The organism is Haloferax sp. Atlit-48N (genome assembly GCF_003383015.2).
Lineage (GTDB): Archaea > Halobacteriota > Halobacteria > Halobacteriales > Haloferacaceae > Haloferax > Haloferax volcanii.
The window spans coordinates 370,841-386,556 of the sequence record NZ_CP137689.1 but is presented as its reverse complement, the minus strand read 5'-3'; the positions used below and the strand labels follow the sequence as shown (position 1 = coordinate 386,556).

The following is a 15,716-nucleotide window of genomic DNA, read 5'->3' as shown; positions in this document are numbered from 1 at the left end:
TCATACCATGTATGGCCTCAGCACCCAGTGACGACTTGTTCGACCAGTTCTTGACCGACCGCGGTCACGAGACAGAACCGGCACGCTGGGACCGATCCTATAACAAGTTGCAGTGCCCCGACTGCGGGGCCCTGCACGACATGGGCGCGGCGACCTGCTCCGTCTGCGGGTGGGTGCCGGAGGCCTGACGCGTCCGAACTGACCACGCCACGAGCACCTGTTCTCGACGGTTTCCCACCCGTTCGGTGAGCCGTCCGCGAACGCCCGGCGAGTACGCTACTCCGGGCGCGTTCGCCCTCGTCCGAAGCACGTCGCTTATCACCGATAAGACCGTGAACGTGCACAATGAGCGAATCCGACGTGACCGTCACCCGGTTGTTCGGCGGCCCGGGAAGCGGGAAGACCACGGCCTTGCTCGACAAGGTCGAGGAGATTCTCGAACAAGACGGCGTCACCATCCGCGACATTCTCGTCGTCTCTTACACCCGAGCCGCGGCGGCCGAGGTCCGCGACCGGCTCGCTGAGCGACTCGACATCAACCCCCGGTCGCTGAAGGGGAACGTCTCGACGATGCACGCGAAGGCGTACGAACTCTTGAGCCTCTCGCGGAACGACGTGGTCGGCGAGAGCGACAAACAGGAGTTCTGCGAGGACTACGGCATCGAGTTCGAAGACGAGTACGGCGGCGCGGGCCGCCGGACCGCCCGCTCGACCACCATCGGCAACAAGGTCATCGCCACGAGCCAGTGGCTCCAGCGCACCCGCCGCGACGTGTCCGACTGGTACGACGTGCCGTTCCAGTGGAACGTCGAGGAGGTCCGCCTCCCGCCGGAAGTCGACCCGAACGCCCAAGAGGGCAACAAGTACACCCCGACGTGGCCCTCCGACGACGACCGCATCGACATCCCCGAGGCCATCCGCGCGTGGCGCGCCTACAAGGGCGAACACGGGCTGGTCGGATTCGCTGACATGCTCGAACGCGTCAAGCAGCGCGCGCTCGTCCCCAACGTCGACTACCTCGTCATCGACGAGTTCCAGGACATCACGACCCTCCAGTACGACGTGTACGAGGAGTGGAAGCCCCACATGCGGGGCGTCCTCATCGCCGGCGACGACGACCAGGTCGTCTACGCGTGGCAGGGCGCGGACCCGAACCTCCTCCTCGACGCCGAACGCGACAACGACGAGATTCTGCCGAACTCCTACCGCCTCCCGTCGAACGTCCTCAACGTCGTCAACCGAGAGATTCGCCACATCGACAAGCGACAGGAGAAGGACCTCAAGCCGCGCAAGGAAGGCGGCGCGGTCGAGGCCGTCGAGAGTCCGTCGATGCTCGAACTCGCCCGGAACGTCCGCTACACCGTCGAGAAAGACGAGGGCACCGTGATGGTGCTGTTCCGCGCGCGCTACCAGATGTTCCAGTTCATCGACGAGTTCCTCCCGTCGGGCATCCCCTTCTCGACGCTGACCGACCAGCGCATGTGGACCGACCGGCTCACGCAGTACGTCCGCGCGGTCGAGGCGCTCGACGCCGAAGAGCCCGTCAACGGGCTGGAGGCCCGCCGCCTCGCGGACATGCTCCAGGACTCCGCGTTCGGCACGAACGACCGCGACGACCTGTTCGACGCCATCGACGACAGACAGGAGGAAGTCGGCGTCGACGACATCACGAACATCGAGTTCACGCCGAAGGAAATCAAGAACTTCGCACCGTTCGCCCCCGACAGTTCGTCCGCGAGCGACATGGTCCGCAAGGTGACGAGCTTCCAGCGCAAGTCCGTCAACGCGTACTTCGGCGGCGGCTACGAGGAGATGGACCCCAGTCGCGTCCGCGTCGGCACCATCCACTCCGCGAAGGGTCGCGAGGCCGACCACGTGTTCATGGCGACCGACCTGACCGAGAAGGTGGTCGAGCAGATGGCGGCGTCCGTCTCCGACGAGGAGCTCGAAGCCCGCGGCATCGAGGAGTTCACCGCGACGACGAGTCCCGTCCCGCTCATCACCGACAACGAGCGCCGCGTCTTCTACGTCGGGATGTCCCGCGCCCGCGAGCGCCTCATCGTCCTCGAAAACCTCGTCACCGGCGCGCCGACGCTCCCCATCAGCGTCCTGCTCCACAACGAGATTCGCGAGGAACCCGCGCAGGAACTCGTCGACGACGCGCAGGAACTGCCCGCGCCCGAACCAGAGGCGTAACGTCCCGTGCGGTGGAGTCCGCGCGGCGGCGACGCCATCGACGCCGCCGTGTCCGAGCGAGACGCCGTCGGCTTCGTCGCCGTCTCCCGCGGTGCCGACCCGACGAGTCGCTACCTCACCGGCCGCGCGTTCGACTGCGACCTCGTGTTCGTCCGCGTCGGCGGCGAGACGCATCTCCGGGTCCCCTCGACCGTCGAACCGCCGTCGCTCCCGGTCGCCTCGGTCCGCGTCGACGACAGGCCGCCGGGGACGGCCGCCGCGGCCGTCCTCGCGGAACACGGCGCTTCCGACGGGACCGTCCTCGCGCCGCGGACGGTTCCGCACGACGCCGCGCTCCACCTCGAATCGGCGGGCTACGACCTCGCGTCGACCCCGGCGGTCGAAGCCGCCCGCGCCGTGAAAGACGACGCCGAGCGCGACGCCATCGAGGCCGCTCAGCGCGCGGCGACTCGCGGCGTCGGGCGCGCCGCCGCGATACTGTCGGCGGCGACGGTCGAGGAAGCTGACGACGGCGACGACGGCCGCGACGACAACGGCGACGACGAACAGTCCGTCCTCCACTGGGACGGCGCACCGCTGTCGACCGAGCGACTCCGCCGGCAGGTGAACGCGACGCTCGCGGCCGAGGGCGTCGATGCCGCGGGCGCGACGACGGTTCGCGCGGGACCCCGAGGCGACGGGGGCGGGGGCGAGCCGGTCGAACTCCGACCGGGCGAACCCATCGTCGTCTCGGTCGGCCCGCGCGGACCGACCGGCTACCGCGGCGCGCTGGCTCGCACGTTCGTCGTCGACCCCGACGGCGGGTGGGAGCGCCGGGCGCACGTCGCCTGCGACGCCGCCAGAAAAGTCAGTCTGGCCGAAGCCGACCCCGGCGACGACGCCGGCTTCCTCGGGAGCGAACTCCGGGCGGAGACCGCCGCGTTCGGCTTCTCGATGGCCGACGAGGTGACGAGAGACGTGGGCGGCGGCATCGGCCTCGCGGCCCGGGAGGACCCGCCGCTCGGCGGCGACAGAGAACTCGTCGCCGGCAACGTCCTGCGCGTCCGCGCCGCGGTCACGCACGCAGACCACGGGCGAGTCGAACTGACCGACGTGTTGGTCGTCGGTGACGACGGGCCGCGGCTGCTCGGCGGCGCGCCGACCGGTCTCGACCCGAGTCGCTGGTAGTCGGCTCGCGTCCCTTGCGTCCCTCGTGGGGAGTTATTCCTCGTCGTCCGGCTCTTTCGCAACGCCGCCGACGACTTTCTCGGCCGCGAGCGAGGGGAGGTCCTGCGGCATGGTGAGGAACTTCGGGAGCGCGACCATGAGCACCGCTAGAAGGAGCATCGCGCCGCCGAAGGCGGTCCGCCCGTCGGCGAGGAGCGTGAGGCCGAAGCCGCCGACGGGGATGGCGAAGATGAGGGTCGCCGCGAGACCGACCATCTCCATGATTCCGAGTCGCATCGCCCGAGGCTACACCGCGGGCGACTAAAAGCGTCGCGACCGGCGAGTGAGCGCGAGCACCGATGGGACGCCGGCGGCAAGCGACCCGTCGCCGCGGCCGACAGTCGCGCGGGGTAGCATTAAGCCGCCGCCGAGTCGACTGCCCGCATGGTCGCCGTCACGTCCGGAATGCTCGTCGTCTTCGCCCTCGTCGTCGTCACGATGGCGCTGTTCGTGACGGAGGCGGCCCCGCCGGACGTGACGGCCATCGGCGTCATCGTCGCGCTGGTCGTCCTCGAACCGTGGACGCGAGTCGGCCTCCAGACGGGGCTGTCGGGGTTTTCGAGCGCCGCGACGATTACCATCCTCTCGATGTACGCCCTCAGCGAGGGGGTTCGACAGACCGGCGCGATTCGCGTCCTCGGCGACGCGGTCGCCTCGTTCACGAACGGCAGCGAGAGCCGACTGCTCGCCGCGGTCGTGGGCCTCACCGGCCCCATCGCGGGCGTCGTCAACAACACGCCGGTCGTGGCGGTGTTCGTGCCGATGGTGTCGGACCTCGCGGACCAGGCGAACGTCTCGCCGTCGAAGCTCCTCATTCCCCTCTCGTACGCCTCGATGCTCGGCGGCACGCTCACGCTCGTCGGGACGGCGACGAACCTCGTCGCCAGCGAGGCCTACGCCGAGGCCACCGGACTGCCGCCGTTTTCGATGTTCACGTTCACGCCGCTCGGGGCGCTCGTGTTCGTCGTCGGCGCGGGCTACCTGCTTGCGGTCGCGCCGCGGCTCCTCCCCGAGCGAATCGAGCCCGGGAACCGAACCGGCAACTACGGCGTCGAGCCGTTTCTCGCCCGCGTGCTCGTCCCCGCGCGGTCGCCGCTCGTCGGCATCCCCGCGGGCGAGGTGTCGGACGACACCTACCGCGACCTCAACGTGGACATCCTCGACGTGCTCCGCGGCGGCGAACACTTCATCGCGGCCGACTCCGACCGCGAGGTGGCCGCCCGCGACATCCTGACCGTCCGGGGCGACCCGGCGACGATTCGGCGCTTCTGCGACCTCGCGGGCCTGCGATTTCTCCCGCGGGCGTCGGTCACCGACGCCGAACTCGACCGACCCGACCGCGTGGCGCTCGTCGAACTCGTCGTCCCCCGAGAATCCGGCCTCGTCGGCGAGACCGTCGGCGGCGCGCGACTCCGCGAGCGGTACGACGCGACCGTGCTCGCGGTCCGCCGGCGCGGCGGCGACCTCATCCGCGAGCACTTCCGCGACGTGGACCTCCAAGCCGGCGACTCGCTGCTCCTCCAGACGACGAACGAGACGGCGCGGTATCTCCGCGACAGCGGCGACTTCGTCGTGACGAGCGAGGTCGCAGACGAGTTCATCGAGGACAACGGCGGGCTGTCGCCCACGGCGTTCCGGGCGTTCGCCGTCGTCGCGGCGGTCATCGGGCTGGCCGCGCTCGGCGTCGTCCCCATCGCCATCGCCGCGCTCGGCGGCGTCGCCGCGATGGTCTCGCTCGGCTGTCTGTCCGCGAGCGACGCCTACGACGCGGTGAGCTGGAACGTCATCTTCCTGCTGGCGGGCGTCATCCCGCTCGGCCGGGCGCTCCAACTGACCGGCGGCGTCGCGCTCATCTCTGAGTTCGTCGGCGTCGCCGCGACCTACCTGCCCGTCATCGCCGTGGTCGCCGCGTTCTACCTGCTCACGGGGCTGCTGGCGAACGTCATCACCCCGGTCGCGAGCGTCGTCCTCCTGCTCCCGGTCGCCATCGACACCGCGTTCGGCCTCGGTGCCGACCCCTTCGGCTTCGCGCTCGCGGTCACGTTCGGCGGGAGCACGGCCTTCATGACGCCCATCGGCTACCAGACGAACCTCATGGTGTACGGGCCGGGCGGCTACCGATTCACCGACTACCTCCGCGTGGGCGCGCCGCTCCAACTCCTGCTCGCGGTCGTCACGACCGCCGGCATCGCCCTCATCTGGGGCGTGTAACTCACTCGGCCCGGCTCTCGCCCGCGCTGCGACGCTGGTCAGTCTCCGCCCGGACGCCGCCCTCGCCGTTCGAGGGGTCGTATCCCGCGGGTCCGGAGGGAAGCGTCTCCGGGTCGTCGACGCTCAGCCCCGTGGTGACGAGCAGTCGGAGGCCGCGGCGGACCGGCATATCGAGCTCACGAATCTCGTCGGGCGAGACCATGACGAGCGCCCCGGCGGTCGGGTTCGGGCTGTGCGGGACGAACACGGTAAACAGGTCGTCGTCGGAGACCTCCGAGACCGACGGCGGAGCCTCGTTCGTGACGAAGCCGATGGAAAACAGCCCCTCGCGCGGGTACTCGACCAACACCACGCGGTCGTAGCCGGCGGTCGGTTCGGTGAGCGACTCCGACACCTGCCGGACGCCGAAGTAGATGGTGCGGACGAGCGGCAGGAGCCGAACGCCGCGCTCGAAGCTCCCGAAGAGCCGCTGACCGAGGCTCATCGACGCGAGGTAGCCGAGAAGCGAGATGGCCACGGCGATGGTGAGCGCCGACAGCACCTGCGAGATGAAGACGATGTCGCCGGAGTAGTTGAGCGCTCCGGCGAGGAAGGGCGTCACCTCGCGGACGACCGGGCGGAGCGCGGCGGTGATGCGGTTGAACGCGAACTGGAGGACGAACACGGTCACGGCCAGCGGGGTCACGAGAATGAGGCCGGTGACGAAACTGCTCCGCAGTCGGGACAGAACGTCCATACCGACTCTCCGGACGATGACGGTAAAATTGTATGGGCGAGAGTGTCACGAAAACGTGATGAAGAACGGAAACGATAGGCATTAACTGCACCCGACCGAAGCCGCGGGTATGTTCACGGGAATCGTGGAGGGGCCGGGCGAAATCGTCGCTGTGACCGACACCGACGGCGGTCGCCGCCTCCGCATCCGAACCGACCTCGCGTTCGACGACCTCCACCACGGCCAGTCAATCGCGGTCTCGGGCGTCTGCCTGACCGTCGAGGCGTTCGGTGACGACTGGTTCGAGGTGTTCCTCGCGGCCGAAACCGTCGAGAAGACCTACCTCGGTGATGCGGTCGAAGGCGACCGCGTCAACCTCGAACGCGCCCTCGCGGCCGACGACCGCTTCGACGGCCACATCGTGCAGGGCCACGTCGACGGGACGACGACGGTCACGAACGTCGAACGCGTCGGCGACGACTGGTTCTTCGAGTTCGACCTTCCCGAGTCGCTGGCGAACTACGTCGTCCAGAAGGGCTCGGTCTGTCTCGACGGCATCAGCCTCACCGTGGCCGACCGCCGCGAAGGCACCTTCGCCGTGGCCATCATCCCGACGACCTACGACCTGACGACGCTCTCCGAAAAGGCGGTCGGTGACCCGATTCACGTCGAGGTGGACGTGGTGGCGAAGTACGTCGAATCGATGCTCGACGGCTACGCCGAGCGGTTGGTCGTCGAGTAAGCGGGAGAAGGACGCGGTTCGTCTCGCTCGCTTTTTCGCGCCGTCGCCGCCTCGCTTCAGTCCTCGAACTCAGTCTGCTCCGAGCTGAACGACGCCGCGCTCGGACCGGACGCGTGGGCGCTGTGGTAGGCCTGACTGTACCGGCGGAGCTTCCCGATGAGGTAGAGCCCGAAGACGCCGTCGTAGATGATGACGTAGACGAGGAAGGCCGCGAGACCGCCGAGGCCGGTTATCCCCGCGATGACGGTCGAGCCGAGGCCGACCGTCGAGTTGTACGTCGCGTGGACCAGCGCCGCGAGGATGAGGCCCTTGATGACGATGGGGCCGGCGTTCTCCTTGTTGAACTTGGCGAGGCCGAGGTAGTAGCCGGCGATGGCCGAGTAGATGACGTGCCCCGGCCCGGCGAGCGCTCGGACCGCGGTAATCGTCCCGCCGGCGGCGATGATGCCGACGCCGCCGGAACCCACATCGAGCCCTGAAGAGCTGAGATTCCGAGTGATATACAGCGCGTTTTCGATGGTGGCGAAGCCGAGGCCGGCCATCGCGCCGTAGACGGCCCCGTCGATGACGGCGTTGAAGCTGTCGTGAGAGTAGGCGTACAGCCTGACCGCGAGGAGCTTGACGGTCTCTTCGACCGGCCCGACGACGAGGAAGTAGAACACGACGCTGCCGAGGAAGCCGAGCGCCAGCTGGAACTCGCCCGCGATGGTCTGGCCGACGTTGCTCAGAAGCGAGTTGAGAATCGCCGCGAACGTGGCCGTGAGGACGCCGAGGAGGAACGTCACCACGAGCATCGAAAGCGGCTCGTTTTGGGTCACGTCGGAGTAGTAGACGTAGCCGGCGAGCGCGAGCGCCGGCAGCGCCGAAAGCAGGGTGAGCGCGCCGACCTGCGGGTCGGTGAGCGCCGAGAGGCCGCCGATACCGACGAGGATGAGCAGCGCGGCGAGGATGACGACCACTCGCGTCGACGCGACCAGCAGCCGGTAGAGCGCGACCGCCAGCCCGTCAACCGAGGTTCGTTCCTCCCACGTGGCGATGTCGTAGAGGTCGTCCGAGCCGTCGGACGCCTGCTCGACTGGGTCCTGCTGGTCCATTACGTGGCATAAAGGGTATTGCGTCTGGTAATAGCTTCGGCCACGGCATCCCGTGACATGGGGGGCGGAGGGTCGACAGTCGGATGGCTGGCGACCGGCGACCGGCGACCGACTGGTCGACGGCCGACCGTACGACGTTAATGCCTCCGCTCCGAAGGGCGGGTATGCACTTCGACCCCCGCGAACAGGCGGCGCTCCGCGAGGTCGGCCTCGACACCGACGACCTCCGGGCCGCGTCGGACCTCGTGAGCGACGCAGTCGAATCGGACGCAGACGCCATCGCCGCGTTCTTCGGCGACGGCGGCACCGTCTACTCGGACATGGAGATGGCCCACAGCGCCACCGACGTGCAGGAGCACGTCGTCGACCACGTCGACCTCTACACCCACGGCGCGGAGCTCCGGGGCTACCTCAAGTTCGACTCGTGGGGCGTCCCCATCGAGGGCGGCCGCGTGCTCTCGGAGGGGAAAGTCGAACTGACGCTCGGCCCGACGGTCGACGCCCGCGTCACCTTCGCCCGCGACGCCGACGAGCTATGAGAGTCCGCGTCCGCGGCATCTACGCCACCGCGCTCACGAGCGTCTTCCTCGACGACGGCCACGACGTGGTGCAGGCGTCCGGGCCGATTCGTGAGCGCTTCGACGCCGAGTTCGACTCGTCGGACCACGACGTGTCGGTCGAGACGACGCGGAACCGACAGGGCGTCGGCGCGACCGGCGCGCCCGAGGCGGTCGCAACGGCCACCGAGCGCCTCTCGGACCTCGGCATCGACACCTTCGCGTGGGACGACCCCGCGCCGACCGGCGCGGTGTTCGACGCCCGCGTGACCGACACCCTCGGCGGCGGCGCGGTCTGCGACCTCGGCGAGACCGAGGGCTACCTCTCGTACGGCGACATCGACGGCCGCGTCGAGGTCGGTGACGAGGTCCGCGTGCAGGTCGCGGAGTCGGCCCCGCCGTGGGCTTCCCGCCGCGCCGAACTGACCGGCGAGGTCCGCGCCGTCGCGGGGCTGGCGACGCTCGACCCCGACTCGGAAGGCGTCCGCGTCGACACCCGCGACGAGGCCGCCGCCCGCGAACTGGCGGGCATGACCGACCTCCTCGGCGGCGACCCGCCCAAGGGCTGGGGCATCCGCTGGCACCGCGACGCCGTCGACGCCGACATGAGCGCCCTGAACGACGCGCTCGACCGGGCCGCCGAGGTGGCCGCGGAACTCGACGACGCGCTCTCGGAACCCGTCGACGCCCCGCGGGCGGTCGCCGCGCCCACCGCGACGACGTGGGTCTGGTTCGGTCGCGAGACCCGCTTCGAACTCGATTCCCAGCGCCGGGCCGTCGAGACGACGATGCCCGGCCACCACCGGACGAAGGCCGCCTCGCAGAAGGCCTCCGCCGGCGTCGACCTCGCGGAGGCGCTCTGCGAATCGGTCGGCGACGGCGAGTTCCCCTTCGGCGTGGTGACCGCGCAGTTCGGCCCGCTCGAAGGCGACGACGTGGAAATCGGCCACGGCAAGCCCGACGGCCGACTCATCACGCTCGGCTCCGGCGAGGTGACGGAACACGACTCCGAGGGGACCGTCGAACTCCGGCGCGGCATGAGCGGCGGCGGCACCTACGACGCCCTCGGCGTCGACCGCGAGTCCGGCGACGTGGCGGTCACGAAGTTCCGCGAGGGGCGCTGGTGGTACCCGACGGTGTACCGCGACGCCGACGGCGCAGTCAAGGGAACCTACGTCAACATCTGCACGCCCGTCGAGTGCTTCCCCGACGAGATTCGCTACGTCGACCTGCACGTCGACGTGGTGAAACACGCCGACGGGACGGTCGAGCGCGTCGACGACGACGAACTCGACGCGGCCGTCGAGGCGGGACACATCTCGGAGGAACTGGCGGAAAAAGCGCGGTCGGTGGCGTCGAGTCTGGAGTCGGCGCTGTCGGGGTAGGCGTCGCAACTTCGGAAGACGGGCAGGCGTCGTTACCGGAGCGGACCCAGTCGTCGTGGTGGCGGGAGTTATCGAAAAGACGTACTGAGAACCGCGGAACAGGGTGCGAGTGTTAGAGGGAACCGTACGGCTACAACCGAAGGGAGTAGCCGCCTTTTTTGGTCCAGATTTTTTGGCGGGGTTCGAGGCGACGACGTGGCCGAGGACCCCGTGAAAAAAGGTGGGTTAGAAGTGCCCCGGTCCCTCGTCGCCGTACTGGAGTTCGCCGCCGCGGCCGCCCTCGACGGTGCTGCTGCCGTGGTCGCCGGAACTGGGGACCTTGACCTGCACGTCGGTGATTTCGTCGAACGTCATGATGAGGTCCGACTGGATGTTCTGGGCGGTGATGTTCGAGATGCCGCACCCGGCGCACGCACCCCCGAGTTCGACGACGACTTCCCCCGATTCCGCATCGGCCTTGCGCACGACGCTGTTGCCGCCGTGCATCTGGATAATCGGCATCTGACCGACCATCCACGTCTCGACGCGCTCTTTGAGGCTCTCCGACTCGTCGCTCATACCCCGATGCTTCGAACCCCACGGATTAGAATGAAACGGTTCTCCCGACGCGCCGGCCGGCGAGAGAAAGGCTATCTCGGTCGTTCGTGATAGATTCGACGCGGGAACCACGCGGTGCGGTGTTCCCGTCGACGCTCTCGGGCGCGAGCGTCGGTCGCTCTCAGTCGCGCCGCTCGTGACGGCGGACCAGCCAACCGGCGACGCCGAGCGCCGCCGCGCCGACGCCGAGTCCGAACCCCGGCGCGTCGGTCGTCGAGGTCGACGATTCGGTTTCGGACGCCGGCGCAGCCGTCTCGTTTCCGGACGGGGACGGCGTCGGCGTCGGCGTGTTGACGAGAGGTTCGGTGGTCGGCTCCGCCCCGAGCGTCGGCGGGTCGCGCTGGTCGCCGGCGTGGTCGGGGAACGTGTAGAGCGCGGGCGACGCGTCGTCGACGCCGCGGCTCGACGCGACGAAAACGCCCTCGTCGGCAAAGGGGTAGGCGTACTGCGCGGTCCAGAAGCTCGCGCGCTCGGGGTCGCGCCACCACGCGAGTTCGACGGGGTCGGTCGGGTCCGACACGTCGTGGCGCTTGACGCCGCCGCGGTACCACGAGGTGTAGAGCCTGTCGTCGCGGAAGTCGAAGTTGTGCGCCGTGGTCCAGACGCCGCTGAGCGTCGGGTCCGGGCTGGCCGGCGGCTCGATGGTCGAGCGCCGCTCGGGATTCGCGGGGTCAGTCACGTCCCAGAGTTCGACGCCGCTCGGCCCGCCGACGAGCTCGGTCGTCCCGTCGTCGCGGTCGACCTCGATTGCCCACGACTCGACGCCGACGCCGAGGAGGTCGCCGGCGTCGTCGGTGGCGACGTAGTGGTGGTTACCGGGCGGCGTCCGCCGCTCGCGGTTGCGGCCGCGAGGGGTTAACGCGGCGATTTCCTCGGGGTCTCCGGGAGAGACTGCCCCGAGGACCGACGGCGACGCGGGGTCCGAGAGGTCGACGAGCCACGTCCCGGCGTCCCAGAGAGCGACGTGCGCGACGCGGTCGTGAACCCACACGTCGTGGACGGACCGCATCGAGGGCGGCACGTCGGCCCAGCGGTCGTCGACGTCGACGACCGACCAGCGGCCGAGTTCGTCGCCGGAGTCGATGTCGAGGACGACGAGCGGATTTCGGTCGCCGTCGTTGGCGGTCAGATACGCCCGGCCGTCGGCGGCGAAGCAGTTGTGGATGGGAAACCCGGTCTCGTGGAACGCGATTTCGTCGGGGTTCGCGGGGTCGGACACGTCGACGACGAGGACGCCCGCCGGCGCGCCCGGAATCGGGTTGGCCGGGCCGACGACCAGCAGGGTGTCCCCGTCGAGTTTCGCGTCGTAGAGGCCGCGGAAGGGGCCGTCTTCGCGGTCCGAAAGCGGGTCGCGGCGCTCGGCGAGGAGTTCCGGGCGGTCGGGCGCGGAGATGTCGACGACGGCGTAGCCGCTGGTCGCGGCGACGAAGACGGTCTCGCCGTCGGCCGACACGACGGCCTCTTTCGCGCCGTCGATGTCGATGCGGCCCAGCGGCTCGAAGGGACCGGGATGTGCGGTGGCGGGACGGGAACCGACGACGGCAGCGGTCGAGACGGCGAGCGCGCTCGCGCCGACGGTGCGGAGGAACTGGCGGCGGTCCACGGTGAATCTGCGGGTGCCGAGGGGAAAAATCGGACGGAGGCCCGGGTACTGAAACGAGCGAGGACCGCTCAGTCTGCACTGGGTTGCGTGAGAACTGAAGCGACGCCGGCGGGGATGGGTGGGTGGGTGGGTGGGTGGGTGTGGGTGGGTCACCCCGGCGGCGTCGGTCGGTCGACGATGGTGGTGGGGGGTGTCGACCGGTCCCGTTCTAGGCATCCGGTGGAACGCCCGTGCACCGTGCGGTTCGACGAGAACGGGAACGCGCCGACCGGCACGCCGAACGACTCGGCGTCGTCGGGTGCACGTCATCGCGTTTCTCGACCGGGGTTATAAGGCTGTGCCACCGAGTATCAATCGAGATAATCCGGTCGTGGTGACAGGAAGTGTCGCGTCGCAGCCGCGAGCGGTCACCGGTGCCACCTGCGGTGAAACCCGCGAATCCTCGCGGCCTCACAGCCGCGAGCGGTCGCCAGTTCCGCCTGCGGTACCACCAGTGAGTCGTCTCGACATCACAGTCGAGACCGGTCACCGGTGCCACCGGTCATCGCGCTCGCCAACGCCCCCTCGACCACGACCTCGTCGCCGAGCGTCGTCAGTTGAATCTCGGGGATGTTCGACATGACCATCTCGCTCATCTGTTCGCGGATGGGCTCCAACACGAGGTCCGGGTTGTTGAGCGCGACCGCGCCGCCGACGTAGATGATAAGCGGCGCGTACGCGTGGACGATGTTGGCGACGCCCATCGCGTTCCAGTGGCCCAGTTGGCTGATGATGTGGTCTGCGAACTCGTCGTCGCCGGCGTGCTCGAACACGTCGACCGCGGAGAAGTCGGGGTCGGAGATGGGGAGCGCGGTGTCGACCGGGTCTTCCTCGTGGAGTTCGCGGGCGTACTTCGGGATGTTGTTCCCCGAGCAGTAGCCCTCCCAGTGACCGTTGTGGCCGCAGCCGCACGTCATGAAGCCGTGCGGGTCGAGCGTCAGGTGGCCGACCTCGCCGGCGTTGCCGTCCCAGCCGGCGAGGACGTGCCCGTCGACGCAGACCCCCGCGCCGATACCGGAGGAGATGGTGAGGTACACCATGTCGTCGGGGTTGCGGTCGGAGTGGAACCGCTCGCCGATGACGCCGGCGTTCGTGTCGTTGTGCAGGTACACCTCGTCCGTCTCCAACAGCACCGAGAGGGGACCGGTCAGCGGGATGCGGTCGATGGTGTCCGGGAGGTTCGCCGGGTTTTCGACCGCACCCTCGGCCAAGTCGAGCGGGCCGATTGCACCGATACCGGCCGCGACCGCGTCGCTCGGGTCGATGCCCGCCTCGGCACACGCCTCGCGGACGACGCCGAGGACCGCCTCGGTGACCGCGATTCCCGTCGGGCCGCGCGGAGTGTCGTCACGGGCCTCTCCGAGGACGGTTCCATCGTCGTCGCCGACCACGGAACGGACGTTCGTCGCCCCCAAGTCGACGCCCACGTAGTACGCCATCGTTCCCATAGGGATGCGCCCACCACTTAACTAAGCGGGATTTTCGGTAGATTTACTCGCGGCGATGTAACTCCCAGGTCTGGGTTACGCGGAGTTGTTGGTCGGGGTCACGCGGAGCTGTTGGTCGGGAGTTTGGGGATGAGCCACGAGAGGAACGAGTCCATGCTGCGCGACTGTATCCAGACGGTCCCCGGGCCGGTGAACGTACAGACGAGGCCCTCGCCGCTGAACAGGGTGGACTTCAGGCCGCCGACGCGCTCGACCGAGAAACTTGTCGTCTCGTCGAAGGCGACGATGTGGCCGGTGTCGACCGTGTAGCGTTCGCCCTCACCGAGTTCGACCTCGTGGATGGCCCCGTAGCTCGACAGGAAGCTGTCACCGGTGCCGGTCAGTTTGAGCAGGAACAGCCCTTCGCTCCCGAAGAAGGTCTTCGCCCCGCCGAAGGAGGTGTCGAGGTCGAGCGCGGGGTCGGAGGCGATGTACGACCCGGACTGCACGAACAGGGTCTCGTCTTCGAGGCCGTGGTGGACGATGTCGCCCGGCAGCGGGGGCGCGAAGGAGACTTCCCCCGCCTGCCGCGCGCTGAACGTGTTCTGGAAGAACGACTCGCCGCCGAGGACGCTCCGCTTGAGCGACCCGAACAGGCCGCCTTTCGCGTTCGTCTCGATGTCGATGCCGTCGGAGTAGCTGACCATCGCGCCGGCCTCCGACCGGAGCGACTCGCCCTCGTCGAGCGAGACGGTGAGGAGGGCGAACGACGGGCGGTAGTCGATGGTGTGATCCATGCGGGAGTCGACGGCGCGCTAAGATATGTAGTTGCCTGCGAAAATCGGGAACATCGAGGGGTCGCGCCGCCCGCGACCCGTCACTTGGTGTCCGCGCGGACGAACGTCACGGGGCACGACGCTTCGAGCATGACCTCCTGTGCGACGCTCCCGAAGACGGCCTTGCCGGTCGGCGAGCGCTTCCGACCGCCGACGACGAGGCGGTCGGCGTCGACCTCGCCCGCGAGTTCGACGAGTTTCTCGCCGTGGTGGCCGACCCGGCCGTGGATGACGTAGTCGATGTCTGCGTCGTCGAAGCGGCGCGTGAGTTCGCGGACGGTGGCGTGTCGTCGGGCCACGTCGTCCGCCGAAACCTCCTCGGCCGTGATATCGAAATCGAGGTTGTCGAGCGCGTCGTCGTACTCGTCTTTCGTGAAGACGTGCCCGATGACGACCGTCGCGCCGGTCGGCCCGGCCACGTCGATTGTCTCCTCGGCGAGTCTGTCGATACGCTCGGCGTCGCCCGCGCCGACCGCGAGCAGGATAGTTTCGATAGCCATACCAGTCCGTTCGTCCCGGTATCACTTAACCGTGCCGGAGATTTTTACTCGAACCGAAGTAAAAATTCATATTCGACCGTGTTACGGTCGCTCGCACTGAGTGTGTCACGAGGGAGCGATATGTGCGTTTCGCTGGCAGCGCGGCCGCTCGGCGGGCGACTGTGTGAGAAAATCCGGACCACGTCGGACGGCTCAGACGTCGGGCGCGTCGTCTTCGACCGCGCGCTTCATCGAATCGCGGCGGGACTTCGCGTCGCGGCCCGTCGCCTCCAGGAGGAAGTCGTTTTTCGCGCTGACGGCCTCGCCGGCGGCTTCGAGGTCTTCGGGAGCGAGGTCGGCCGGGTCGGCCTCCTCGAAGTTGACCGCGAGTTTGTCTTTCTTGCCGCTGTACTTGACCGCGCCGGCGACGATGCGGGTGAACACGGGGTTCTTGGGCTCGCCGACGACGTAGAGGTCGCTGCCTTTGAACTCCTCGGTGCCGGTGATGGGGCCGAAGTAGTCTTCGACCGTCGCTTCCATGTCCGGAATCCGCTCTTCGAGCGTCTCCCCACGACGCATCTTGTACTCCTTCATGGACGCCTTTTCGACAGGGTATGGTTTACCTGTTT

At 68.6% G+C, this 15,716-nt stretch carries 16 protein-coding genes; 7 read left to right on the top strand and 9 right to left on the bottom strand.

Going from position 1 to position 15,716, the window contains the following annotated elements; translation table 11 throughout:
- Positions 1-11: 11 nt before the first annotated feature.
- The 3 genes from DEQ67_RS02140 (at position 12) to DEQ67_RS02130 (ending at position 3,363) form a co-directional block, all read left to right on the top strand.
- Positions 12-188, top strand: coding sequence for an HVO_0416 family zinc finger protein (locus DEQ67_RS02140; protein ID WP_004044508.1), 177 nt, complete (start codon positions 12-14; stop codon positions 186-188).
- A gap of 157 nt (positions 189-345) precedes the next feature.
- Positions 346-2,196 carry a UvrD-helicase domain-containing protein gene (locus DEQ67_RS02135; protein WP_008605905.1) on the top strand — a complete coding sequence of 617 codons (1,851 nt, stop codon included), beginning with the start codon at positions 346-348 and terminating at the stop codon, positions 2,194-2,196.
- Positions 2,197-2,202: 6 nt separating this feature from the next.
- Positions 2,203-3,363, top strand: a complete 1,161-nt coding sequence (locus tag DEQ67_RS02130) for a M24 family metallopeptidase (RefSeq protein WP_115802125.1) — start codon at positions 2,203-2,205, stop codon at positions 3,361-3,363.
- A gap of 33 nt (positions 3,364-3,396) precedes the next feature.
- Here DEQ67_RS02130 and DEQ67_RS02125 read toward each other — a convergent pair whose 3' ends face one another.
- The gene (locus DEQ67_RS02125) at positions 3,397-3,639 is read right to left on the bottom strand and encodes a DUF7533 family protein (protein ID WP_115802124.1); all 243 of its coding nucleotides are present in this window, start codon (positions 3,637-3,639) and stop codon (positions 3,397-3,399) included.
- Between the two features lie 147 nt (positions 3,640-3,786).
- Between DEQ67_RS02125 and DEQ67_RS02120 the strand changes: the two genes are divergently transcribed.
- Entirely contained in the window at positions 3,787-5,613 is a 1,827-nt protein-coding gene (locus DEQ67_RS02120; RefSeq protein ID WP_008607296.1) for an SLC13 family permease, read from the top strand.
- Position 5,614: 1 nt separating this feature from the next.
- Here DEQ67_RS02120 and DEQ67_RS02115 read toward each other — a convergent pair whose 3' ends face one another.
- The gene (locus DEQ67_RS02115; RefSeq protein WP_115860504.1) at positions 5,615-6,349 is read right to left on the bottom strand and encodes a DUF502 domain-containing protein; all 735 of its coding nucleotides are present in this window, start codon (positions 6,347-6,349) and stop codon (positions 5,615-5,617) included.
- Positions 6,350-6,458: 109 nt separating this feature from the next.
- On the opposite strand from DEQ67_RS02115, the gene DEQ67_RS02110 reads away from it, so the two are divergent.
- On the top strand, positions 6,459-7,070 hold the full coding sequence (locus DEQ67_RS02110) for a riboflavin synthase (protein WP_004065319.1): 612 nt from the start codon (positions 6,459-6,461) through the stop codon (positions 7,068-7,070).
- 56 nt (positions 7,071-7,126) lie between these two features.
- Here the strand turns inward: DEQ67_RS02110 and DEQ67_RS02105 are convergent, their stop codons facing one another.
- Entirely contained in the window at positions 7,127-8,164 is a 1,038-nt protein-coding gene (locus DEQ67_RS02105; RefSeq protein ID WP_004065320.1) for a PrsW family intramembrane metalloprotease, read from the bottom strand.
- A 164-nt stretch (positions 8,165-8,328) separates the two neighbouring features.
- Between DEQ67_RS02105 and DEQ67_RS02100 the strand changes: the two genes are divergently transcribed.
- Entirely contained in the window at positions 8,329-8,703 is a 375-nt protein-coding gene (locus tag DEQ67_RS02100; protein WP_004044517.1) for a DUF7532 family protein, read from the top strand.
- Entirely contained in the window at positions 8,700-10,106 is a 1,407-nt protein-coding gene (locus tag DEQ67_RS02095; RefSeq protein ID WP_115891393.1) for a DUF402 domain-containing protein, read from the top strand. The genes DEQ67_RS02100 and DEQ67_RS02095 overlap by 4 nt, the downstream gene beginning before the upstream one ends.
- Positions 10,107-10,331: 225 nt before the next feature.
- On the opposite strand, the gene DEQ67_RS02090 is transcribed toward DEQ67_RS02095, so the two are convergent.
- From DEQ67_RS02090 to DEQ67_RS02065, 6 genes are all read right to left on the bottom strand, one after another.
- Entirely contained in the window at positions 10,332-10,664 is a 333-nt protein-coding gene (locus DEQ67_RS02090) for a NifU family protein (RefSeq protein WP_004058105.1), read from the bottom strand.
- 160 nt (positions 10,665-10,824) lie between these two features.
- The gene (locus DEQ67_RS02085) at positions 10,825-12,306 is read right to left on the bottom strand and encodes an LVIVD repeat-containing protein (RefSeq protein ID WP_115860506.1); all 1,482 of its coding nucleotides are present in this window, start codon (positions 12,304-12,306) and stop codon (positions 10,825-10,827) included.
- Between the two features lie 509 nt (positions 12,307-12,815).
- On the bottom strand, positions 12,816-13,784 hold the full coding sequence (locus tag DEQ67_RS02080; RefSeq protein WP_004065324.1) for an ROK family protein: 969 nt from the start codon (positions 13,782-13,784) through the stop codon (positions 12,816-12,818).
- Positions 13,785-13,891: 107 nt separating this feature from the next.
- Positions 13,892-14,569 carry a TIGR00266 family protein gene (locus DEQ67_RS02075; RefSeq protein ID WP_004065325.1) on the bottom strand — a complete coding sequence of 226 codons (678 nt, stop codon included), beginning with the start codon at positions 14,567-14,569 and terminating at the stop codon, positions 13,892-13,894.
- 80 nt (positions 14,570-14,649) lie between these two features.
- Positions 14,650-15,108, bottom strand: coding sequence for a universal stress protein (locus tag DEQ67_RS02070; RefSeq protein WP_004044522.1), 459 nt, complete (start codon positions 15,106-15,108; stop codon positions 14,650-14,652).
- Between the two features lie 192 nt (positions 15,109-15,300).
- Positions 15,301-15,681 carry a DUF5611 family protein gene (locus DEQ67_RS02065; protein ID WP_004044523.1) on the bottom strand — a complete coding sequence of 127 codons (381 nt, stop codon included), beginning with the start codon at positions 15,679-15,681 and terminating at the stop codon, positions 15,301-15,303.
- Between the last annotated feature and the right edge of the window lie 35 nt (positions 15,682-15,716).

What these genes read in the sequence shown, in the direction of transcription:
- DEQ67_RS02140 (WP_004044508.1), top strand. Translation starts at nt 12, where the DNA reads ATGGCCTCAGCACCCAGTGACGACTTGTTCGACCAGTTCTTGACCGAC.
- DEQ67_RS02135 (WP_008605905.1), top strand. Translation starts at nt 346, where the DNA reads ATGAGCGAATCCGACGTGACCGTCACCCGGTTGTTCGGCGGCCCGGGA.
- DEQ67_RS02125 (WP_115802124.1), bottom strand. Translation starts at nt 3,639, where the DNA reads ATGCGACTCGGAATCATGGAGATGGTCGGTCTCGCGGCGACCCTCATC.
- DEQ67_RS02120 (WP_008607296.1), top strand. Translation starts at nt 3,787, where the DNA reads ATGGTCGCCGTCACGTCCGGAATGCTCGTCGTCTTCGCCCTCGTCGTC.
- DEQ67_RS02115 (WP_115860504.1), bottom strand. Translation starts at nt 6,349, where the DNA reads ATGGACGTTCTGTCCCGACTGCGGAGCAGTTTCGTCACCGGCCTCATT.
- DEQ67_RS02110 (WP_004065319.1), top strand. Translation starts at nt 6,459, where the DNA reads ATGTTCACGGGAATCGTGGAGGGGCCGGGCGAAATCGTCGCTGTGACC.
- DEQ67_RS02105 (WP_004065320.1), bottom strand. Translation starts at nt 8,164, where the DNA reads ATGGACCAGCAGGACCCAGTCGAGCAGGCGTCCGACGGCTCGGACGAC.
- DEQ67_RS02100 (WP_004044517.1), top strand. Translation starts at nt 8,329, where the DNA reads ATGCACTTCGACCCCCGCGAACAGGCGGCGCTCCGCGAGGTCGGCCTC.
- DEQ67_RS02095 (WP_115891393.1), top strand. Translation starts at nt 8,700, where the DNA reads ATGAGAGTCCGCGTCCGCGGCATCTACGCCACCGCGCTCACGAGCGTC.
- DEQ67_RS02090 (WP_004058105.1), bottom strand. Translation starts at nt 10,664, where the DNA reads ATGAGCGACGAGTCGGAGAGCCTCAAAGAGCGCGTCGAGACGTGGATG.
- DEQ67_RS02080 (WP_004065324.1), bottom strand. Translation starts at nt 13,784, where the DNA reads ATGGCGTACTACGTGGGCGTCGACTTGGGGGCGACGAACGTCCGTTCC.
- DEQ67_RS02075 (WP_004065325.1), bottom strand. Translation starts at nt 14,569, where the DNA reads ATGGATCACACCATCGACTACCGCCCGTCGTTCGCCCTCCTCACCGTC.
- DEQ67_RS02070 (WP_004044522.1), bottom strand. Translation starts at nt 15,108, where the DNA reads ATGGCTATCGAAACTATCCTGCTCGCGGTCGGCGCGGGCGACGCCGAG.
- DEQ67_RS02065 (WP_004044523.1), bottom strand. Translation starts at nt 15,681, where the DNA reads ATGAAGGAGTACAAGATGCGTCGTGGGGAGACGCTCGAAGAGCGGATT.